Below are 20,357 nucleotides of genomic sequence, written 5' to 3' on the forward strand. Positions count from 1 at the left end.
ATAACTTCCAGGGCCTTCTTACTATTCCATGATTTTAACAGGTTTTGCTTTTTTGATCTTCGGCAGTATCTTATCCTTCGGTACCGTTGAAACAGGTTCATTCGGCGTCTTTTCATCATAGTCCTTGATATAGTCGATGACTTCCTTGACGAGCGGCGTCGGCGTGGAAGCACCTGCTGTAACGGCGACACTACCTATACCTTCGAGCCATTCATTTTTCAGCTCACTCAACGAACTGATCCGGTGAGCATTGGTGTGGGCGATCTCCTTTGAAACTTGAGCAAGTCTGTTGGAATTATTACTTTTCGGGTCACCGACTACAATCAGCAGATCGGCTTCTTTCGCTTGCTCTGCCACTGCTTCCTGTCGGACCTGTGTGGCCAGGCAGATTTCCTTATGCACTTCGATATGCGGATACTGGGCTTTCAGCTGGTCCATGAGGTGGCTGACATCCCATTGGCTCATCGTCGTCTGATTGGTTACAATCAGCTTCTTATTAATCAGCTCTTCCGGCAGTGCTTTCACGTCATCAATCGTTTCCACAAGGTGGACATGGTCCGGCGATACACCGATGGCGCCTTCCGGTTCAGGGTGCCCCTTCTTGCCGACATAGATGACATCATATCCCTTATCTGTCTTCTCGCGTATGAGCTGATGGGTCACCTCAACATCAGGACATGTCGCGTCTATACAAGTCAGACCCTTTTCCTTGGCTCTCTCTTTGACTTGTGGAGACACGCCGTGCGCTGTGAAGATGACGGTACCTTCGTCGATACCTTCCAGAATTTCAAGCCTGTTGGCGCCGTCCAATGTACGGATGCCGTCCTCTTCAAATGCATCTGTGACATGCTTATTATGCACAATCATGCCGAGTATATATATTGGCCGGGGCAGTGTCTTGTCCATAGAGGCATTTCTGGCGATCACCATTGCATCTACAACACCATAACAGTACCCACGCGGGCTAATTTTAATAATATCCATGAAGTCTATTCCTCCCTTATATCCATTATAAACAATATCACACTTTTTTTAAATCAACACGCAGTATGAATGATGTGTGGCTTAACATCTTCATATCAGTTATAATATAACCTGAGTTTATTAAAGAAATCAGGTGAAACCATGAGTAGTGCTTTTAAAAGATTCCAATTCAGCGATCAGATGCTGGAAGCAATCGAACGTATAAATTTTACACACCCGACCCTGGTACAGGAGCGTGTGATTCCAAAAGTATCCAAAAGAGAAAACGTCGTGGCGCAGTCGGAGACGGGCAGCGGTAAATCCCACTCATTCCTTCTGCCGATCGTCCATGAAATCGATACGGATAAATCCCATACACAGTCAGTCATCCTCGCACCTACAAGAGAACTGGCGAAGCAGCTCTATCAGATGACGAATGAACTGCTGAAATCATTTCCGGAGATCAGTGCAGCTGCCTTCATCGGTGGAACGGACATCGAGCGGGATGTAGTGAAGGCCGGGAAGTCTCCGCATATCGTAATCGGTACGCCGACACGCATCAAGGACTTGAGAGATAAGGGCGGTCTGAATCTTCACGCGGTAGAAAGTCTTGTCATAGATGAGGCGGATCTTATGATCGACCTCGGATTCCTTGAACAGATCGACAGCATTTCATCAACTGTCAGCGACTCCTGCCAGTTCCTCGTCTTCTCTGCAACCATTCCGGAAGCTTTGAGGGTGTTCCTCCGGAAGTATATCGGAGAGACTGAGATCATCATCATCGATCAGCCGAGGAATAAGGCGTCAATCCATTACAGCCTGGTGCCTGTAAAAGGAGATGACAAAGCGGGCAAAGTGCTCGCTCTGACCAAAGATATCACGCCCTACATCGGTCTGATATTCGCCAATTCCAAAGATCGTGCAGATGAACTGTTCGAATATCTCAACAGCAACGGCGTAAATGTCGGTCTCTTCCACGGTGGATTGAAACCGAGAGAGCGTACGAAGGAGATCCGGAAAATCCGTGATCTTGAATATGTCTGGGTCGTGGCCAGCGATCTCGCTGCAAGAGGTCTGGATATAGACGGTGCGTCGCACGTCATCAATTTTGACATCCCTAAGGACATCGAGTTCTTTACACACCGTGTTGGCCGTGTGGGCAGGGGCGAATACAAAGGTAATGCAATTACGCTCTATACACCAGATGAAGAATATCTGGTCAATGCGCTCGAGAGCAAAGGCTATAAATTTGCACACGAGGATATTCGCAAAGGTGAACTTGTTGAAATAAAGTCAAGGACACAGCGTGCAAAGAGAAAGCATCAGGAAGACAACCTCGAAAGCCAGCTCTCACACAGGGTGAAAAAGCCGAAGAAAGTCAAGCCCGGCTATCGACGTAAGATGAAGTACGAGCTTGATACGCTGAAAAAGCAGGAACGGTTGAAGCATTCCAAGAGCAAAAAGAATAAAAGATAGCAACATAGAAAGGTGAATGAGATGCTGATAGGATCACATGTTTCCATGAGTGGGAAAAAAATGCTGGAGGCGGCAAGCATATCCGCCCAGAGCTATGGGGCGAATACGTTCATGATCTACACAGGTGCACCCCAGAATACAAGAAGGAAAAAAGTGGAAGATTTGAACATCGAAGCCGGCAAACGGCATATGGCTGACAATGGTATGTCAAACATTGTCGTCCATGCACCGTATATCATCAATATTGCGAATTCCGAACGCGAAGGTGTATTCGATCACGGTGTTGAATTTCTGCAGGAAGAGATTGTCCGTACCGAGCACCTCGGTGCCAAACAGATTGTACTGCATCCGGGAAGTCACGTGGGTACAGGTGCCGATCGCGGAATAAAGTCCATCATCGAAGGTCTGAATGAAGTCCTGACGAACGACCATGATGTCCAGATTGCCCTTGAAACGATGGCAGGCAAAGGATCGGAAGTCGGACGGACATTCGAAGAACTTGCTGAAATCATCAGTGGAGTGACAAATAATGAGCGCTTGAGTGTATGTTTTGATACTTGCCACGTTCATGATGCCGGATATGATATCGTCAATGATTTCGATGGTGTGCTTGAATCATTTGACCGGATCGTCGGTAAAGACCGTATCAAAGTGCTGCATATCAACGACTCGAAAAATGAAGTCGGTGCCCATAAGGACCGCCACGAGAATATCGGTTTCGGTCATATCGGTTTTGACGCGCTTTCCTATATCGTCAATCATCCCGAGTTCGAAGCTGTACCGAAAATTCTTGAAACACCTTTTGTCGGTCCAGACAAGAAAAGCAGAATTGCACCATACAAGCATGAGATTGAAATGATCAGAAGTGGACAGTTCAATCCTTCCTTGAAAGAAGAAATCAATCCAATGATGATTGAACAGGAACAGCAATAGCAGAGGACCAGGATGCCCTTATGGGCATCCTGGTTTTATTTCGTAATCATTCCTATTTACAAAACGTAACGATTCCTTTATAATACTGTAGTGATTAAAAATAAAGGAGACAACGTGATGGCACATCCGATATTTGAACTGAAAAATATCTCCTATACTTACAAAGATAAACTCGAGACCACACCGGCTCTGAAAAATATCAACCTCCAGGTCCACAAGGGGGACTTTGTCGCTCTGGTTGGACCGAATGGTTCAGGCAAGACGACATTGCTGAAACTGATACTTGGTGTTCTGCGTCTGCAGACAGGCGAGATCAACATCAACGGCAAAAGCATACGCAATTACCAGTCCTGGCAGGAAGTCGGCTACGTATCACAGAAGTCGAACAGCTTCAGTAAAGGATTTCCTGCGACAGTAGGAGAAGTGGTTCTCAGCGGGCTGACAAAAGAAAAAGGGCTGTTCAAGCGTTTCAACAGAAAGGATCGACAGAAACTCAAGGAAGTCCTCGAGCTTCTGAACATCAGCCATCTGCAGAACAAGAACATCTCCCTGTTGTCCGGTGGACAGACACAGCGTGTCTTCATCGCCAGGGCACTGATCAATAATCCTTCCATTCTGGTGCTGGATGAGCCGACTGTCGGCATCGATGCAAAGCACGTCAAAGAATTCTATGACGTGCTTTTCAAGCTTAAATCGCAGTCGGTCACGATTCTGCTCGTCACCCACGATATCGGCGTCGTCGTCGATCATGCAGATGAAGTGGCATGTCTGAATGAGAGCCTTCACTTCCATGGTACCAATAATGAATTCAAGAACCTTGGCGAAGCCGAACTGTCGAAAATATACGGCTTCCCGCTACAGCTTGTCAGTCATGACCACGAAAGGAGCACTACAAGTGATACAGGCGCTTATTGATTATGATTTTATACGCTACTCTTTCATCAGTGGTCTGATTGCAGGACTCATTGCACCTCTGATCGGCACGTTCATCGTCATCAGAAGACTGTCACTCATTGCTGATGCACTGAGCCATGTGACGCTCGGGGGCATCACCTTTGGCGTCTATCTGTCATCGCTGGTCGGAATGACGATCAATCCGCTGATTACAGGTATCATATTTTCAGTATTCGGTGCACTTGGTATCGAACGTCTGCGTGGTGTGTACAAGCACTACCAGGAACTTGCCATACCGATCATCATGAGCTTCGGCGTCGCGCTCAGTGTGCTGTTTCTCTCCCTCGCTGATGGGTTCAACCAGGATCTGTTCGGATATCTATTCGGCAGTATCAGTGCCGTCAATTCCTTTGATCTTATTTTAATTTCAGTTATCGGCGTTGTTGTCCTTATCTTCATATATCTACTATATAAAGAGATGTTCCTCGTTTCTTTTGATGAAGAATATGCGAATGTGATGAATATCAGCAAATGGATCCACTTCCTGTTCATCATTGTTGTTGCGCTTGTCATCAGTGCGTCAATGAGGATTGTCGGCATACTGCTTGTCAGTGCTTTGATGACATTACCGGTAGCTGCTGCAATGCGTGTAACTTCAAGTTTCAAACAGCTGATGATCATGAGTGTCATATTCGGTGAACTGTCAGTCATCATCGGACTTTTCCTGAGTTTCCATCTTGATGTATCACCAGGGGGTACAATTGTACTTATCTCTCTGGCTCTACTTGCCGTAACCATTATTCTTGACCGGATCGGAGTGAAAAGACGTGGCGAACCAACTGAATCAATATAAAGATAAACTGAAAGAAAATAGCCTCAAGATTACTCAGAAAAGAATGCGTATGATCGAGCTGTTTCTCGACGAAAACAGGTATCTGAGTGCCAAGGATGTCCAGGAGCTGCTGAAGGAAGAGTATCCGGACATCAGCTATGACACGATCTATCGCAACCTATATACTCTGAAAGACATAGATGTGCTTGAGCAGACAACACTTTCAGGGGAGATGCATTATAAAATCTCGTGTACAACACATCATCACCACCATTTCATATGCGATGAATGCGGTGTGACCCGTGTCATCCACTACTGTCCGGTACAGAAATGGGAAGATGAACTGGATGATGTCGAAATTAAAAATCATAAGGTTGAGCTATACGGTTTATGTGGCGAATGTAAAAAGGCTAGAACTTGATCAAGTTCTAGCCTTTTTTTATTGACACCACTGTACATATTGTATATATTAAATATATACAATATAAACGGAGATGATTTCATGAATATCCGAATCTCGAATCAGAGTGACATTCCTATCTATGAACAGCTTAAAAGGGAAATCATCAGACTCATCATGAATGGAGAACTGAGACCCGGAGACCCATTATTGTCGATGCGCTCACTCGCCAAGGAACTGAGCATCAGCATCATAACCACCAAGCGCGCCTACCAGGATCTCGAGGCCTCCGGTTATGTGTATTCCGTTGTCGGCAAGGGCACATTCGTCAGTGAACAGAATGCCGAGAATAGAAGAGAACAGATTCTTGTCGAAATTGAAAAGAAGATTGAAGATCTGCTGAAGACATCAAAACAAGTCGACCTATCCGTTGAAGAATTGGCGGAAATGATGAAAGTCATGGAGGATGAGCATATATGAATGCGATCACTGTTACAGGACTGGATAAGAATATGGGTGGATTCAAACTGGAAAGTATCGATATGAATATAAGGAAGGGCTACATCACCGGTCTGATCGGAGAAAATGGCGCCGGCAAATCCACAGTGATCAATCATATGCTGGGACTCAAGAAACAGGATGCAGGTCGGATCAATATTCTGGATAAAGATCTGGAAGCAGAAAGAACGGCACTCCTGAACAGCATCGGTCTGGTGTTTGCTGAAGATCGGCTGCCACAGAACGTAACCCCGGTAAGACTGAGCAAGCTTCTGCGTACTTTCTATGACCAGTGGGATAAAGAGACGTTTTTCTCATACTTGAAAACATTCAACGTCAATATGGATCGCAGGATAAAGTACCTGTCCACAGGAGAAAAAGTCAAACTATCGATTGCCATTGCATTGAGCCACAAGGCAGAACTTCTGATTCTTGATGAACCGACGTCTAACCTCGATCCGACCTTCCGCATGGAACTGCTTGAAATACTTCAGGAATTGATGATCGATGAGGAAATTACGATTCTTTTCAGTACTCACATCACATCGGACCTGGATAAAATTGCGGATTATATCATCATGATAGACGATGGAAAGATCATATTTGAAATGGAGAAGGAAACACTTTTTGAAACATACAGGAAAGTGAAGGGCAGCAAAGCGCTTCTCGATGATGAGACCAAGTCACTGCTTATCGGTGCCACCAGCAACGCGCTTGGTTTTGAAGGGATGTCGAAAGAATACGAAGCGTTCAAAGAGCTGTATGGCAACAAGGTTATTATTGAGAGTTTGACAATAGATGAAATCATGTACTACATCAAAAAGGAGAAGAGGGGATTTGACAATGTATAAGCAGCTTGTTCTGAATCTGTTCCATTCGAAATGGATATGGTACATCGGTATTGCTACTATCATTATAAATGTCATTACAGCTCTGCTGCCATCCGACACCCAGCCGATTATACTTCAATTCAGCAACTCGCTTAATATGATTGCAATCATATTTACGACATCATCGTACTTGAGCATCCATGACCTGCTGAGAAAAAATAACAATCATTATTTCTACTATGCACTGCCAAACACCAAGAAGGGGATACTGAAAGGGGAGTATGTCTACTACATCATGATGCTGATTCTGACTTCCCTGATCATCGCGAGCTATCTCGCCACGAATAAGGAAATGTACTATGTTTATGGATTTATGATGATCATCGGGGTCTGTCTAACTGTTATGAGTCTATACTATCTTGGCTTTGCGAAGTACTGGATGCGTTATGTCTTCACAGGCTATTTTCTCTATGGCATACCCGTAGTGACTACATTTCTGTTTCATTTCCTACCATTGAGAAACGTTAACGAAATGGACCGTGCTTTGCCAGGATTCGACTTCTATCTTTACCATCTTCCAATATATACTTTGATCATCGGTGTGATCATGTTCATCCTGACGTACTTTATCAACCTCAGGAATATAACCAAATACGACATGATATAAAAGAAGTCCTCCAAACCAGAGTTTGGAGGACTTCTCAAAGCTTCTATCTATTTTGCAGCTTCTGCTTCTTCTTTCGCCTTGCGTTCTTTTTCGTAGTGCTCTTCTGCAAGTATATCGATTTCCTTCTTCAGTTCCTCGACCATGATATCTTCCGGTACTTTTCTCACCGTCTTGCCATGCATGAAGAGGAGGCCTTCGCCACGGGCACCGGCGATGCCGATGTCTGCTTCGCGTGCTTCACCGGGTCCGTTGACCGCACACCCGAGTACAGCAACTTTAAGTGGCGCCTTGATGGTGGAAATGTATTCTTCGACCTCATTGGCGATTGAAATGAGGTCGATTTCGATGCGGCCGCAAGTCGGACATGCAATCAGTGTCGCAGCGTTACTTGCCAGACCATAGCTTTTCAGCAGTTCTTTTGCCACTTTGACTTCTTCGACCGGATCGGCAGAGAGCGAGATCCGCATCGTGTTCCCGATGCCTTTGGAAATGATTGCACCGAGTCCGGCAGCGCTTTTCACAGTACCGGCAAACAGCGTACCGCTTTCCGTAATACCCAGGTGAAGTGGGTAGTCGAATGCTTTTGCTGCTTTTTCGTATGCTTCGATTGCAAGGTTGACGTCCGATGCCTTCATCGACACGATGATATCGTGAAAGTCGAGGTCTTCAAGTATCTTGATGTGGTGCAGGGCACTCTCGACCATGCCATCGGCTGTCGGATAGCCATACTTCTTGATGATATGCCTTTCAAGACTTCCAGCATTGACCCCGATACGGATCGGTATGCCTTTGGCTTTACAGGCTTCAACGACTGCTTCGACTTTCTCACGTTTGCCGATATTACCCGGATTGATACGGATCTTATCCGCACCGCCTTCAACCGCAAGCAGTGCAAGTTTATAATCGAAATGGATATCTACAACAAGTGGGATGTTGATCTGTTTTTTTATTTCTGGAATAGCCAGTGCATCTTCTTCTTTAGGGCATGCAACACGTACAATCTGACATCCTGCTTCTTCCAGACGATGAATTTCTTTTACTGTCGCTTCGACATCATGAGTTTTCGTCGTCGTCATGCTCTGGATGATGATTTGATCAGCGCCGCCGATGGTGACATCGCCGACCGTGACCGGTCTTGTATTAGTACGGTGTGTAATTTGAGACATAACCAAACTCCTCATATTATATGATTCTCTAAATCAATAGCTATTATACTAGATATGAAATAAAAATGTAAATGTTGTGCCTTCCCGGATCTCTATTTCATTGCGGGAAGCTTCCTATAATAATGGAAGTAGAAAGGGAGTGTGGCCAGATAGAGCCACCAAAGCGCCGATCCTGCAGCCAGCTGGATGCCGATAATCGGTATCAGAGCGAGGACAGTGGCAAATGTTGAAAATTTGAACCAGTTCATGAACCGTGACTTTTTCTTCAATCCGGTTGAAATGAGATTCATGACATAAGCACCGATGGACAGGAGTATGACAGCAAAGAACATGATCACTGCTGTATAGAAGACGATATACACAGTGACATAGAAATAGAGGCTTGAAGTCTGCTGTTTGATGAATGTTTCAAGATCCTCGCCTGTCCTGACCTGGCTGATATAAGAATAGTCAAAACCACCGCCCTGGACATCACGTATATAAATCCCATCCTTCAGAAAACCGACAAGAATATCCTGGTCAGCACCGGTAATATCCGCAGTAGATCTATTCTCACTGAAAAGGATGCTGTTGCCGTGAATCTGAACGGTTTTCGATTCCCCGACATACTGGCCATCCACGATGGTGAACTCGGGCATCTCGGATTCGATGTTTGCCAGGCTTGTTGTGGCGCTGACACTCTGGAACAAGGAAACAATATTCGGCAGGGCGATCAGCAGTGAGATGAGCAGGATATTGATGAGCATATGCTTGAAATTGGCAGTTCGGAATAGAGGATATTTATTGAAGGTCAAAAACCTTTTGTAGAAAGTAAAATATTTCATCATTTCACGCTTCTTTCTGATGCTTGAGTGTCTCCTGCCGTCTTCAAATTCATACCATGGTCTGAAAAAACCGATGGGGACAGGCAATACATTTGTTATTTTAACATCGAATTGATATATTTGGTATGTAAACAATTAACTATGGAGGGGAATTAACTATGGCTTTTGAACTACCAGAACTACCTTATGCATACGATGCATTGGAACCTAACATTGACAAAGAAACTATGGAAATTCACCACACAAAGCACCACAACACTTATGTAACAAAGCTGAATGATGCAGTAAAAGGTACGGATCTTGAAAACAAATCCATCGAAGAAATCATCAAGAATCTGGATTCTGTCCCTGAAGACAAGAAGACAGCAGTAAGAAATAATGGCGGCGGACACTTGAACCACTCCATGTTCTGGCAACTGCTTTCTCCGGAATCCAAAGAAGTTTCCGGTGATATCAAGGACGCAATCGAATCCAAATTCGGTTCTTTCGACAAGTTCAAAGAGGAATTTGAAGCTGCAGGCGCGGCACGTTTCGGTTCAGGCTGGGCTTGGCTCGTTGTAAACAATGGAGAGCTTGAAATTGTCTCCACTCCCAACCAGGACAATCCTGTTACAGATGGCAAGACACCAGTTCTTGGCGTAGACGTATGGGAACACGCATACTATCTGAAGTATCAGAACAAGCGTCCTGAATATCTGAAGGCATTCTGGAATGTCGTCAATTGGGATAAAGTAAACGAACTCTACAGCAATGCAAAATAATGACTAATTCAAGAGCGGGAATTCCCGCTCTTTTTTTATTTGTTTTCAATCTCCATCATGATTATGTGGTAGAATAGCGATACATATTTTAAGTGGAAGAAGGAATGAGTGGAATTGAAACGTGCAAAAACCAAAAGTCTTGAGGCGATAAACAGACAGGTCATGAAATCAAGAATCAACATCATCATGCTGATTGTATTTCTGCTTTGCCTGATTCTCATCTTCCGTCTCGGCTACCTCCAGATTGTAAAAGGTGATGAATATCAGGAGGAAATTGCCAATGAGCAGTACGTGGAAATCAACCAGAGTGTGCCAAGGGGCGAAATCTATGATAGGAATGGCAACCTGCTGGTCGGCAACGCCTCCAAGAAGGCGATTTATTTTACACGGCATAGAAATATGGCATCCAGTGAAATTGTCGATGTGGCTGCTGAACTCAGTACATATCTTGATATGGAATCAGAGAACCTGTCACTTAGGGATAAGCAGGACTATCTGATCAGAATGTATCCGGACGAAGTGGGGGAACTGATGTCAGATGAGCAGACGCTGCTTGATAATGGCAACATCTCACAGGAGCAGTTCAATCAGGAGCTTTACCAGCGTATTACTGAAGATCAGATTTCAAGCATCCTTACTGATGAAGACCTGAACACTATCGCAATCTATGTCGAAATGGTCAATGCACGTGAACTGAATCCGGTCGTTGTAAAAAGCGATGATGTGACCGAAGAGGAGTTCGCAGAGATCAATGAGTCGCTTGATTCATTGGAAGGAATATCAACAGGCATGGATTGGGAACGGGACTACCCCTATGGTGATACGCTCCGTACCGTTCTCGGGGAAGTATCCTCCTCCGAAGAGGGGCTGCCAAGAGAACTGCTTGATCACTATATGGCCCGGGGATACTCCCGTAACGACAGGGTAGGCAAGACCTATCTCGAATACCAGTACGAGAATATATTGCGTGGCAAAAAAGAACAGGTCAAGTTTACAACCGACAAATCAGGCGAGATCATCAATCGTGAGGTTGCAACCCCAGGGGAGCCTGGCGACAATCTGTACTTGACGCTTGATATCAATCTGCAGCTCGAACTTGAGACACTTGCCGAACACCACCTCACCTCATTGCGGAACATGGCAGAAGAGGTCCAGGAGAGAAACAGCAGAACCGGAGAAATCGACTATACCATCATTCCTGAATACCTGGATACGGTTGTACTTGTCGTGCAGGATCCGAACAATGGGGATGTACTTGCCATGGTCGGAAAGCAGCTGGATGAGGAAGGCGATATTGTCGACTACCATTACGGTGCACTGACTTCGACCTATGCTGTAGGCTCATCCGTAAAGGGTGCAACCGTCGCCACAGGGTATCAGAATGATGTCATTGAACCGGGTGAGACACTGATTGATGAACCATTGAATTTTGCAGGCGGCACCCAGTCGATCAGTTCATTCTTCAATAGATCCGGACAGGTGGCGATTGATGACCAGGAAGCACTGATGGTTTCATCGAACGTATATATGATGAAAACCGCTCTACGACTTGCAGGTCTTGAATACTATGATGGCATGTCGCTGCCGACCGATATAGGGGACGCAGCAAATACGCTCAGAAATGGACTCAACCAGTTTGGTCTCGGCGTATCCACCGGAATCGATCTGCCGAATGAAGCAGTCGGCCTCAGCCCCGATCTTTCCAACAACCCAGGCAGCTACCTGAACTTGTCGATCGGACAGTATGATACGTATTCTGCGCTGCAGCTGTCGCAGTATGTTGCCACCATCGCCAATGGCGGCAACCGTGTAGGCCTTCATATGGCAAAGGAAGTGCGCGCGGGAGATGCCAATGAAGAAGGTGCTGTGCTGCAGTCCTTCAATGGCCAGGTGCTCAACACAGTCAGGTTCTCACCTGCCGAACTGTCCCAGATCCATGCAGGCTTCTATGATGTTTTCAACACCCATGACACATCTACGGATCGCTACGGTACCGGGTGGGACGCCTACCATGAACTTGAACCGAAAGCTGCCGGGAAAACCGGTACTGCAGAGGCAAGTTACAATGGGGACGATGTACTGAACCAGACCTATACCGGCTATGCACCATATGATAATCCGGAAATGGCATTTTCAATCATCTTCCCGCATATGCCCTATACGGTGCCGTTCTTCCCGGCCCAGTATCTTGGCAGGGACGTTGTAGACAAATACTATGAAATCTATCATGAGCAGCCGCCTGTCGAACCTTACCAGTATGATACGGATGCCTTCTATACAAGACTGGCGTATGGCAGCTATTAAAGTAAGGCCCGGAATTGAAGTGAATCTTCAATTCCGGGCCTTTTTTAAACTACATTTACTTAATCTTTACAAACCGTTCATTCCAAATTTACATTCATTCGATAAAGTAGAGCATGTAACAAATACAACACTTAATTATTGGAGGAATTCGGGTAATGAAAAAGAGTATGTTTATGGCTGCACTGCTTATGAGCTTGATGTTTATTCTTGCAGCTTGCGGCGGTGGTTCCGCTGAAGATCCAACAGACGAAAGTACAGAGGCTAATACAGAAGGTTCCGAAACAAGCTCCGACGAGGAAGCTTCTGCATCCGGCAGCGTCTCTGGTGATGGTTCATCCACAGTCGCACCAATCCTCGAATTGATAAATGAAGACTTCAACGCTGAGAACCCGGACGTACAGGTTTCCATCGGTGTATCCGGTACAGGTGGCGGTTTTGAAAAATTTGTAGCTGGTGAAACAGATTTCCAGAATGCTTCCCGCGAAATCAAAGAAGAAGAAATCACTGCGCTTGAAGATGCAGGCATCGAATACACAGAATTCAAAGTTGCAAATGACGGTCTGACTGTTGCAGTCAACACTGAAAATGACTTTGTTGACTACCTGACATTTGAAGAGCTTCAAACAATCTACAGTGGCGAAGCAACAACTTGGAGCGACGTTCGCGCTGACTTCCCGGATGAGGAGATCACAGCATATGCTCCAGATCAGTCCCACGGAACTCATGACTTCTTCAAAGAAGCGGTTATGGAAGATGGCGATATCACAGCTGAACTGAACCAGGATACAAATGTTATCTCCCAGTCGGTTACAAGTGATGTAAACTCAATCGGATTCTTCGGCTACAACTTCTACATGGTGAACGAAGACAACCTGAAAGGTGTACCTGTTCAAGGTCCGGATAATGATGAGCCAGTTGAAGTGACTGAAGAAACAGTAATGAGCTACGACTATCCACTGGCACGTCCACTGTTTGTCTATGCCAAGAATGAATCTCTTGAAAGCAATGAGTCATTCATGCAGTTCATGGAATTCACAATCGATAATGCCTCATCTGCAGCTGAAGAAGCTGGTTATGTAGCACTTACCGAAGAAGAAATGCAGGAACAAGTCGACAAACTTTCTGAATTTCAATAAGTAGAAACATATGGACGGGCTGAGCCCCGTCCATTTTAAAGTATTATGAAACGAGGGCTAATATGAGCGAGTACAATATCCGGGAAATGATCGACAAGAAAAAAGGAAAAAGTGGAAATGCAGCCATAGAGAAAGCAGTACCTATAATACTGCTCATCATTACACTTGTATCCGTCCTGACTACAATAGGCATTCTGGTTACTCTGCTGACAGAAACAGTCATGTTCTTCACTAGAGTCTCACCTATAGAATTTTTAACTTCCACAGAGTGGTCAGCTTTCAGTTCTGATCCGCAATGGGGGATTTTTGCTTTAATCATGGGAACTTTGAAAATTACTGCCATCGCAATCGTTTTCGCAGTCCCTGTCGGACTGGGGGCAGCCATATACCTCAGTGAATACGCAAGCGACCGCATCAGAAGGCTGGTTAAACCAGTTCTTGAAATACTTGCAGGAATTCCGACTGTCGTCTACGGATTCTTTGCGTTGACATTCGTCACACCATTGATTAGAGGAATATGGCCTGAAGTCAATCTGTTCAATGCCATCAGTCCTGGTCTTGTCGTTGGCGTCATGATCATTCCAATGATTGCAAGCTTGAGTGAGGATGCCATGAGTGCGGTTCCGAACTCAATGAGGGAAGGGGCGCTCGGTCTTGGATCCACACGACTTGAAATGGTACTCAAAGTAGTCCTGCCTGCTGCCGTCTCAGGAATAATGGCCTCGATCGTCCTTGCTGTATCCCGTGCAATCGGTGAAACAATGATTGTTTCCATCGCTGCAGGCAGCACACCGAACGGCAGCCTCAATCTTATGGAATCACTTCAGACAATGACTGGGTTCATCGTACAAGTTGCATCAGGTGATGCAACATACGGTACAGATACTTATTTCAGTCTCTACGCTGTCGGCATGACACTTTTTGTATTTACACTATTGATGAATATTATTGCGCAATGGTTCTCACGGAAATTCAGGGAGGAATACTAGATGGAACTGATCAATAAAGAACAGGTCTCGAAAAAACTGAGTGGAAGACTGATGGTCAATAAGGTAATGAAGTTCATCTTCCTCCTATGTACCCTTGTAGGCCTGGTCGTACTCGCCACTTTGCTGATTGACACCATCCTCGACGGGTGGAGATATCTTACAGTCGATTTTTTCACCAACTTCAGTTCAAGCCGACCGGATAATGCAGGAATAAGAGGCGCAATCATCGGTACGCTCTGGTTGATGGCGACAACTGCACCGATCGCAATCATACTTTCAGTAGGTACGGCTCTCTATCTTGAAGAGTATGCACCCAAGAATAAACTGGTCGATTTTGTAAAAATCAATATTTCAAATCTCGCCGGTGTGCCTTCTGTCGTCTTCGGACTTCTTGGTCTGACACTGTTTGTCAGAATGGCCGGCCTCGGCAACTCGGTTCTGGCAGCAGCCCTTACCATGTCACTCATGATTCTGCCCGTAATTGTAGTGGCATCACAGGAGGCAATCCGTTCAGTGCCTGGCTCCATCCGCGAAGCATCAATCGGTATGGGGGCGACAAAATGGCAGACCATCACCCGCATCATTCTACCGGCTTCAATACCTGGCATCATTACAGGCATCATTCTTGCACTCTCCCGTGCAATCGGCGAAACAGCACCACTGGTCATCATCGGAATACCAACGATTCTCCTGTTCACACCAACAGGTGTATTGGATACCTTCTCAGCGCTGCCTATGCAGATATTCTCCTGGGTCAAACTGCCGAATCCGGAATTCCAGAGTATTACAGCAGCCGCGATTCTTGTACTGTTGTTCATCCTATTCCTGATGAACTCCGTCGCTATATATATAAGAAATAAATATTCGAAACGTTTTTAATTTGGAGGTTTAAATATGACTTTGGCAAAAGTGAAAGAGGAAACAGATATGAATACAGTCTACGATACAGCGGTCGATAGCCGTACACAGGAAATGAATTCAATCAAACAGACCAGTAATGCAATATTCCAGGCAAAAGATTTCAACCTCTGGTATGGCAACAACCATGCACTTCAGGATATTAATCTGGACTTCAACGAAAATGAAATTTCTGCAATCATCGGTCCCTCAGGCTGTGGTAAATCCACATTCATCAAATCCCTGAACCGGATGGTGGAACTGGTTCCCATAGTTCGTACAGAAGGGGATATCGTCTACAGGGATCAGAGCATCTTCGACAAGTCATCCACTGTTGAGAACCTTCGTACAAAAGTCGGCATGGTATTTCAGAAACCGAACCCATTCCCGAAATCAATCTATGATAATGTTGCATATGGTGCACGCGTACATGGCATTCGCAACAAAAAAGTACTTGACCAGGTAGTCGAGAAAAGTCTTAAAGGCGCAGCCATCTGGGAGGAAGTGAAAGATAGATTGAATGATAATGCATATGGCCTATCTGGTGGACAGCAGCAGAGGATCTGTATCGCCCGTGCCCTGGCAATAGAGCCTGATGTCATCCTGATGGATGAGCCGACCAGTGCGCTTGACCCGATCTCCACAACCAAAGTGGAGGACCTCATGCATGAATTGAAAAAAGATTACAGCATCATCATTGTCACCCACAATATGCAGCAGGCTGCACGTATCTCCGATAGAACTGCTTTCTTCTATCAAGGATATGTTGTTGAATACGATAAGACAAACGTCATATTCGACAAGCCGAAGGACCAGCGGACTGAAGACTATGTATCCGGAAGATTCGGATAATATGGTCTATCGCGAAAAATTCTCGGATGAAATGGCACGCTTATATGAGAATGTGCTGACACTCGGCAAGGAATGCTATGAACGTCTGAATGGCTGCACTTCCATACTTTCAAGTGATCATACTGCAGATGCAAGGCTGCTGGTCAGTGATGATAGGAGAATCAACAGACTGGAAGAGGAAATAAACACACAGGCAGTCAATCTCATAACTACTCAGCAGCCTGTAGCAACGGATCTTCGCCTGATCATTTCAAGCATCAAAGTGGCAGACGATCTTGAGAGAATCAGTGATAACATCAGCAACCTTGGCGAAGTCAGAAAGCGGGTGCGCATCACCAATGAAAAACTGCTGTTGCGCCTGTCCACGATGGAGCACCTGGCAATGCTGATGCTTGAGGATGTAAAGACTGCATACGATAATCAAGATCTTGAACTATGCAGGGAAATCATTGTTCGGGATCAGGACATCGATGGACTATTCGTCCAGATTACAACATCGGATATCTTTGACGAGACTGATGCTTTCGTCACCGGTCAGAGCCAGCTATGCGCCAAGTATCTGGAGCGCATCGGCGACCACATCAAGAATATTGCAGAACACGTCTATTACGTACTGACCGGTGACAAGCATGAAAGCAGAAGCATTTCAGAATAGGCCTTGGATGCCCAAGGCCTATTTTTATTGGCCAAATTACTCTTATTCATCACCTATACCTTTTTCTTTACTGCTATGATGATTATAATAGATAGTATCATATCAGCAATTACATACGAAATGAGGCATTGCAATGGATAAGAAAGCATTGCGCAAGGAAATGATCGCGACCTTGTCTTCCATGGAACCAGCGGATAAACAGGAGTGCGAAGAAATACTGAAAAACAGACTGCTCGATTTCATCGAATCCAGGGGCATTCAATCTCTTGGTATTGTCCTGTCCATGCCCCATGAGATGGATACGGATGGCATCATCAAACACCTTACCCTGCAGGGCAAACTGGTCTACACACCGGTATGTGACTATAAAAATAAACAGATGGATTTCCGCAGGTTCATATCCTTTGATAAAGTTGTCAAGGATGAAAAGAATCTGCGCATTCCTGAAGATACCGAAGATGTCGACAACAATCCCGAAATGATTGTCGTACCCGGACTGATCTATTCGGAAGATGGATATCGGATCGGTTATGGCGGCGGCTACTATGACCGGTTCCTCAGCCATTATGGTGGCCTTAAGGTCTCCCTGCTTTTCGAAGAACAGCTGGGTGAAGTCATTGCACAGAACCATGATATTCCCGTAGATCTTCTGATCACCCCGGAAAGAACAATTGATGCCCAGGCAAAGAGGCAAAAAGATGTTTAATTTATGGCATGTTGCCTATGAAGTGTCGCGCTATACGGATTATGCATTCTATCAGTATGATCAGGGGCGGGACGTCATCTGGATGCGCAATTCCAAGAAGAATGCACTGATGTGCCTGCATGGCCGCAACCTTCCAGAGGAAGGCCAGGAAGACGAGATGCAGTACCTGGCTGATGTGCATTACAGACTATCGCAAAATATGGATGTTGCTCTGATTGAAAGTTTCCATTTTACGGAAACACCTTATACAAGCAAGCATAAGGTGAATGGTGGAAAAATTGTACTCAAAGGCATAAGAGGGGCAGAAGCGCTCGTCGGAAATCCGTTCTACAGAATTGATCTGGCTCATAAAAAGCCGAAAGAACCGGCTTATTATCAGAAGCGCCTGATGAGCCGCCACCCATTCGAGAAGTTCATGCATCAGTTCAGTCCAATGACGTATCTGCTCATATGCATAAATCTGATTGTTTTCCTTTTCAATCTCTCGGCAATCCATTTTACAGATTCATACAGATTTACACAGATGCTGGCACTGAACCACTATAATGTCATCGAAGGAAATCTCTATCGTCTATTGAGCAGCAGCTTCCTGCATTCTACTGTCGACCATTTTCTGTTCAATATATTTGCCTTGTACATTCTCGGTAAATTTACGGAAAGCATTTTTGGAAGCTGGCGGCTTCTTATTGCATATATTGCGACCGGCATCACTTCCAGCCTGTTTTCCATCATGTTCATCACTGAAGGAATATCGCTGGGTGCCAGCGGAGCCATCTACGGACTGCTGGCGATATTGATCGTCCATCTGCTCATCCATGGGCGTATCAGTGCCAAACTGCTCTTCCAGATTGCAGTCGTCTTCATCGTGGTCTCCGTGTTCACCCAGTTCATATCCAATGTAAACCACTATGCACATATCGGCGGACTGGTTTTTGGTGCGCTGCTCGGCGTGCTGTACCATCCTGGGAAGCTCAAGCTCAGATGGCTTGCGGCTGCGCTTGTGTCCTTTATTCTGCTCATCATTCTTTCCTGGTTCATGGCGTATCAGCATCATTCATCACAGCCTCTCGATACCTTGGCCATGGAACACATCGAGGCAGGAGAGTATGAAGAAGCGCTTGGAGTACTCAACGAATCGATACGCACGAATAGTGAAACTGCCAAGACCTATCATGCACTTGGTCTTATCGCGGAGTATGCAGGGGATATGGATCAGGCCCGGCAGTTTCATGAACAGAGCTATGCGATGAACCCGAATGATGAATGGGCAATGCGTCACAGGTTGCTGCAGCTGAGAAAAGAAAGAAGATATGATGAAATGGATCAGATTCTTTCCGGAGTCAATATTGAAAAGATAGAAGATCCGCAATTGAAAGCGATGGCCGAGGCGTACGATGCAGATGAATAGAGATCTGACCTATATCAACAGGCTGCTGCTGCGATATGGCATATACGTGTATGATAGGGATAGACAGAACATGCTTAAGCTCATGGAAATGGAAATCAAGGAACTGTATCAGTATGGACTCATTACAAGCGAAGAATACAAAACATCCATTCTGATTTTGAGACAGAGGAGAGAGGAATAGTTATGAAAAGAATTCTTGCAGCAGACATTGGCGGTACCACTTGCAAACTGGGTGTATTCACACCGGAACTTGAACTATTGGACAAATGGGAGATTCCTACAGATATTACCGATGAGGGCAGCCGCATACTGGAAGATATTCACCTGTCGTTCGAGTCGAAAGCAGGTAGTCATGAATACAGCACTGAAGGCATCATCGGGATCGGCATTGGGGTGCCGGGACCTGTAGATTTCAATAATGGCATACTGAACGGAGCAATCAACCTGAATTGGACAGAGCAGATGGCGATCGCTGCTCAATTCGAATCGATCAGTGGCATCCCCGCCATTGTTGATAATGACGCGAACGTGGCGGCGCTTGGCGAGCAGTTCAAAGGCGCAGGCAGTGGTCACAAGGACGTCGTCATGGTGACACTCGGTACAGGCGTTGGTGGCGGTGTTGTCTCCAATGGCATGCTCATTCATGGACATGGAGGCGCTGCTGGTGAAATCGGGCATATCTACGTGGATTACAATCGTCGATTCCAGTGCAATTGCGGCAAAAAGGGATGTCTTGAAACTGTAGCTTCTGCAACAGGCATGAAGAATCTTGCTTTGAACTATTATGAGAATGGCGTGACGGAAACACTGCTGGCGCAGCAGATAGAAACGGACAGCCTCTCGGCCAAATCGATTGTGGAAGCCGGGGAGAAGGGCGACGAGCTGGCACTCAAAGTCATCGATGAAGTCGCCCATTATATTGCAGTGGCGCTCAGCAGCCTTTCAGCAGTGACCAATCCAAAGTACTTTATTCTTGGCGGTGGCGTCAGCAGGGCAGGCAGGATGCTGATAGACAGAATAGAGGCATACTACCGTCCGATTACATTTCCACCTGCTTATGAAAATACTGAAATTATCATGGCTGAACTTGGGAACGATGCAGGCATCTACGGTGCTGCACGCCTAGTCAAACAATTTTTAGCATAAGAAACGGCGTACCTCAAATG

At 45.6% G+C, this 20,357-nt stretch carries 22 protein-coding genes; 19 read left to right on the forward strand and 3 right to left on the reverse strand.

What is annotated here, in order from left to right; translation table 11 throughout:
* Positions 1-21: 21 nt before the first annotated feature.
* Positions 22-984 (reverse strand): 4-hydroxy-3-methylbut-2-enyl diphosphate reductase, encoded by a 963-nt coding sequence (locus GQ671_RS02500; RefSeq protein WP_160652207.1) that lies wholly within the window; start codon positions 982-984, stop codon positions 22-24.
* A 141-nt stretch (positions 985-1,125) separates the two neighbouring features.
* Between GQ671_RS02500 and GQ671_RS02505 the strand changes: the two genes are divergently transcribed.
* The 8 genes from GQ671_RS02505 to GQ671_RS02540 all read left to right on the forward strand — a co-directional run bounded on the left by GQ671_RS02505 (position 1,126) and on the right by GQ671_RS02540 (position 7,493).
* A complete protein-coding gene (locus GQ671_RS02505) occupies positions 1,126-2,439 on the forward strand; it encodes a DEAD/DEAH box helicase (RefSeq protein WP_160652210.1) in 1,314 nt (437 codons plus the stop codon).
* Positions 2,440-2,460: 21 nt separating this feature from the next.
* Entirely contained in the window at positions 2,461-3,372 is a 912-nt protein-coding gene (locus GQ671_RS02510; RefSeq protein ID WP_160652213.1) for a deoxyribonuclease IV, read from the forward strand.
* A gap of 117 nt (positions 3,373-3,489) precedes the next feature.
* Entirely contained in the window at positions 3,490-4,287 is a 798-nt protein-coding gene (locus GQ671_RS02515) for a metal ABC transporter ATP-binding protein (protein WP_160652215.1), read from the forward strand.
* Entirely contained in the window at positions 4,268-5,119 is an 852-nt protein-coding gene (locus tag GQ671_RS02520) for a metal ABC transporter permease (protein ID WP_160652218.1), read from the forward strand. Before GQ671_RS02515 ends, GQ671_RS02520 begins: the two co-directional genes overlap by 20 nt.
* The gene (locus GQ671_RS02525; protein WP_281354831.1) at positions 5,106-5,519 is read left to right on the forward strand and encodes a Fur family transcriptional regulator; all 414 of its coding nucleotides are present in this window, start codon (positions 5,106-5,108) and stop codon (positions 5,517-5,519) included. Before GQ671_RS02520 ends, GQ671_RS02525 begins: the two co-directional genes overlap by 14 nt.
* A gap of 81 nt (positions 5,520-5,600) precedes the next feature.
* Entirely contained in the window at positions 5,601-5,978 is a 378-nt protein-coding gene (locus tag GQ671_RS02530) for a GntR family transcriptional regulator (RefSeq protein WP_160652224.1), read from the forward strand.
* The gene (locus tag GQ671_RS02535; protein WP_160652227.1) at positions 5,975-6,847 is read left to right on the forward strand and encodes an ABC transporter ATP-binding protein; all 873 of its coding nucleotides are present in this window, start codon (positions 5,975-5,977) and stop codon (positions 6,845-6,847) included. The genes GQ671_RS02530 and GQ671_RS02535 overlap by 4 nt, the downstream gene beginning before the upstream one ends.
* The gene (locus tag GQ671_RS02540; RefSeq protein WP_160652230.1) at positions 6,840-7,493 is read left to right on the forward strand and encodes a hypothetical protein; all 654 of its coding nucleotides are present in this window, start codon (positions 6,840-6,842) and stop codon (positions 7,491-7,493) included. Before GQ671_RS02535 ends, GQ671_RS02540 begins: the two co-directional genes overlap by 8 nt.
* Before the next feature lie 47 nt (positions 7,494-7,540).
* Here GQ671_RS02540 and ispG read toward each other — a convergent pair whose 3' ends face one another.
* Both ispG and GQ671_RS02550 read right to left on the reverse strand, forming a co-directional pair.
* A complete protein-coding gene (gene ispG, locus GQ671_RS02545; protein ID WP_160652233.1) occupies positions 7,541-8,659 on the reverse strand; it encodes a flavodoxin-dependent (E)-4-hydroxy-3-methylbut-2-enyl-diphosphate synthase in 1,119 nt (372 codons plus the stop codon).
* 92 nt (positions 8,660-8,751) lie between these two features.
* The gene (locus GQ671_RS02550) at positions 8,752-9,486 is read right to left on the reverse strand and encodes a DUF1189 family protein (protein WP_246153100.1); all 735 of its coding nucleotides are present in this window, start codon (positions 9,484-9,486) and stop codon (positions 8,752-8,754) included.
* Between the two features lie 155 nt (positions 9,487-9,641).
* On the opposite strand from GQ671_RS02550, the gene GQ671_RS02555 reads away from it, so the two are divergent.
* The 11 genes from GQ671_RS02555 (at position 9,642) to GQ671_RS02605 (ending at position 20,337) form a co-directional block, all read left to right on the forward strand.
* The gene (locus GQ671_RS02555; protein ID WP_160652237.1) at positions 9,642-10,244 is read left to right on the forward strand and encodes a superoxide dismutase; all 603 of its coding nucleotides are present in this window, start codon (positions 9,642-9,644) and stop codon (positions 10,242-10,244) included.
* A gap of 108 nt (positions 10,245-10,352) precedes the next feature.
* Positions 10,353-12,548, forward strand: a complete 2,196-nt coding sequence (locus GQ671_RS02560) for a peptidoglycan D,D-transpeptidase FtsI family protein (RefSeq protein ID WP_407690711.1) — start codon at positions 10,353-10,355, stop codon at positions 12,546-12,548.
* A gap of 155 nt (positions 12,549-12,703) precedes the next feature.
* Positions 12,704-13,684 (forward strand): phosphate ABC transporter substrate-binding protein PstS family protein, encoded by a 981-nt coding sequence (locus tag GQ671_RS02565; protein WP_160652240.1) that lies wholly within the window; start codon positions 12,704-12,706, stop codon positions 13,682-13,684.
* A 62-nt stretch (positions 13,685-13,746) separates the two neighbouring features.
* On the forward strand, positions 13,747-14,673 hold the full coding sequence (pstC, locus tag GQ671_RS02570) for a phosphate ABC transporter permease subunit PstC (protein ID WP_160652243.1): 927 nt from the start codon (positions 13,747-13,749) through the stop codon (positions 14,671-14,673).
* Complete coding sequence (pstA, locus tag GQ671_RS02575) at positions 14,674-15,552, forward strand: phosphate ABC transporter permease PstA (protein WP_160652245.1); 879 nt, start codon at positions 14,674-14,676, stop codon at positions 15,550-15,552.
* A gap of 93 nt (positions 15,553-15,645) precedes the next feature.
* Entirely contained in the window at positions 15,646-16,422 is a 777-nt protein-coding gene (gene pstB, locus GQ671_RS02580) for a phosphate ABC transporter ATP-binding protein PstB (RefSeq protein WP_246153166.1), read from the forward strand.
* A 1-nt stretch (position 16,423) separates the two neighbouring features.
* Positions 16,424-17,077, forward strand: coding sequence for a phosphate signaling complex protein PhoU (gene phoU, locus GQ671_RS02585; RefSeq protein ID WP_160652251.1), 654 nt, complete (start codon positions 16,424-16,426; stop codon positions 17,075-17,077).
* Positions 17,078-17,210: 133 nt separating this feature from the next.
* Complete coding sequence (locus GQ671_RS02590; protein ID WP_160652254.1) at positions 17,211-17,783, forward strand: 5-formyltetrahydrofolate cyclo-ligase; 573 nt, start codon at positions 17,211-17,213, stop codon at positions 17,781-17,783.
* Positions 17,776-19,191, forward strand: a complete 1,416-nt coding sequence (locus GQ671_RS02595; protein WP_160652257.1) for a rhomboid family intramembrane serine protease — start codon at positions 17,776-17,778, stop codon at positions 19,189-19,191. The genes GQ671_RS02590 and GQ671_RS02595 overlap by 8 nt, the downstream gene beginning before the upstream one ends.
* Positions 19,184-19,372 (forward strand): YqgQ family protein, encoded by a 189-nt coding sequence (locus GQ671_RS02600; protein ID WP_160653500.1) that lies wholly within the window; start codon positions 19,184-19,186, stop codon positions 19,370-19,372. The genes GQ671_RS02595 and GQ671_RS02600 overlap by 8 nt, the downstream gene beginning before the upstream one ends.
* Before the next feature lie 2 nt (positions 19,373-19,374).
* Positions 19,375-20,337, forward strand: a complete 963-nt coding sequence (locus tag GQ671_RS02605; RefSeq protein WP_160652261.1) for an ROK family glucokinase — start codon at positions 19,375-19,377, stop codon at positions 20,335-20,337.
* Positions 20,338-20,357 lie beyond the last annotated feature (20 nt).

This window comes from Salinicoccus hispanicus (assembly GCF_009831115.1).
Classification (GTDB): Bacteria; Bacillota; Bacilli; order Staphylococcales; family Salinicoccaceae; genus Salinicoccus; species Salinicoccus hispanicus.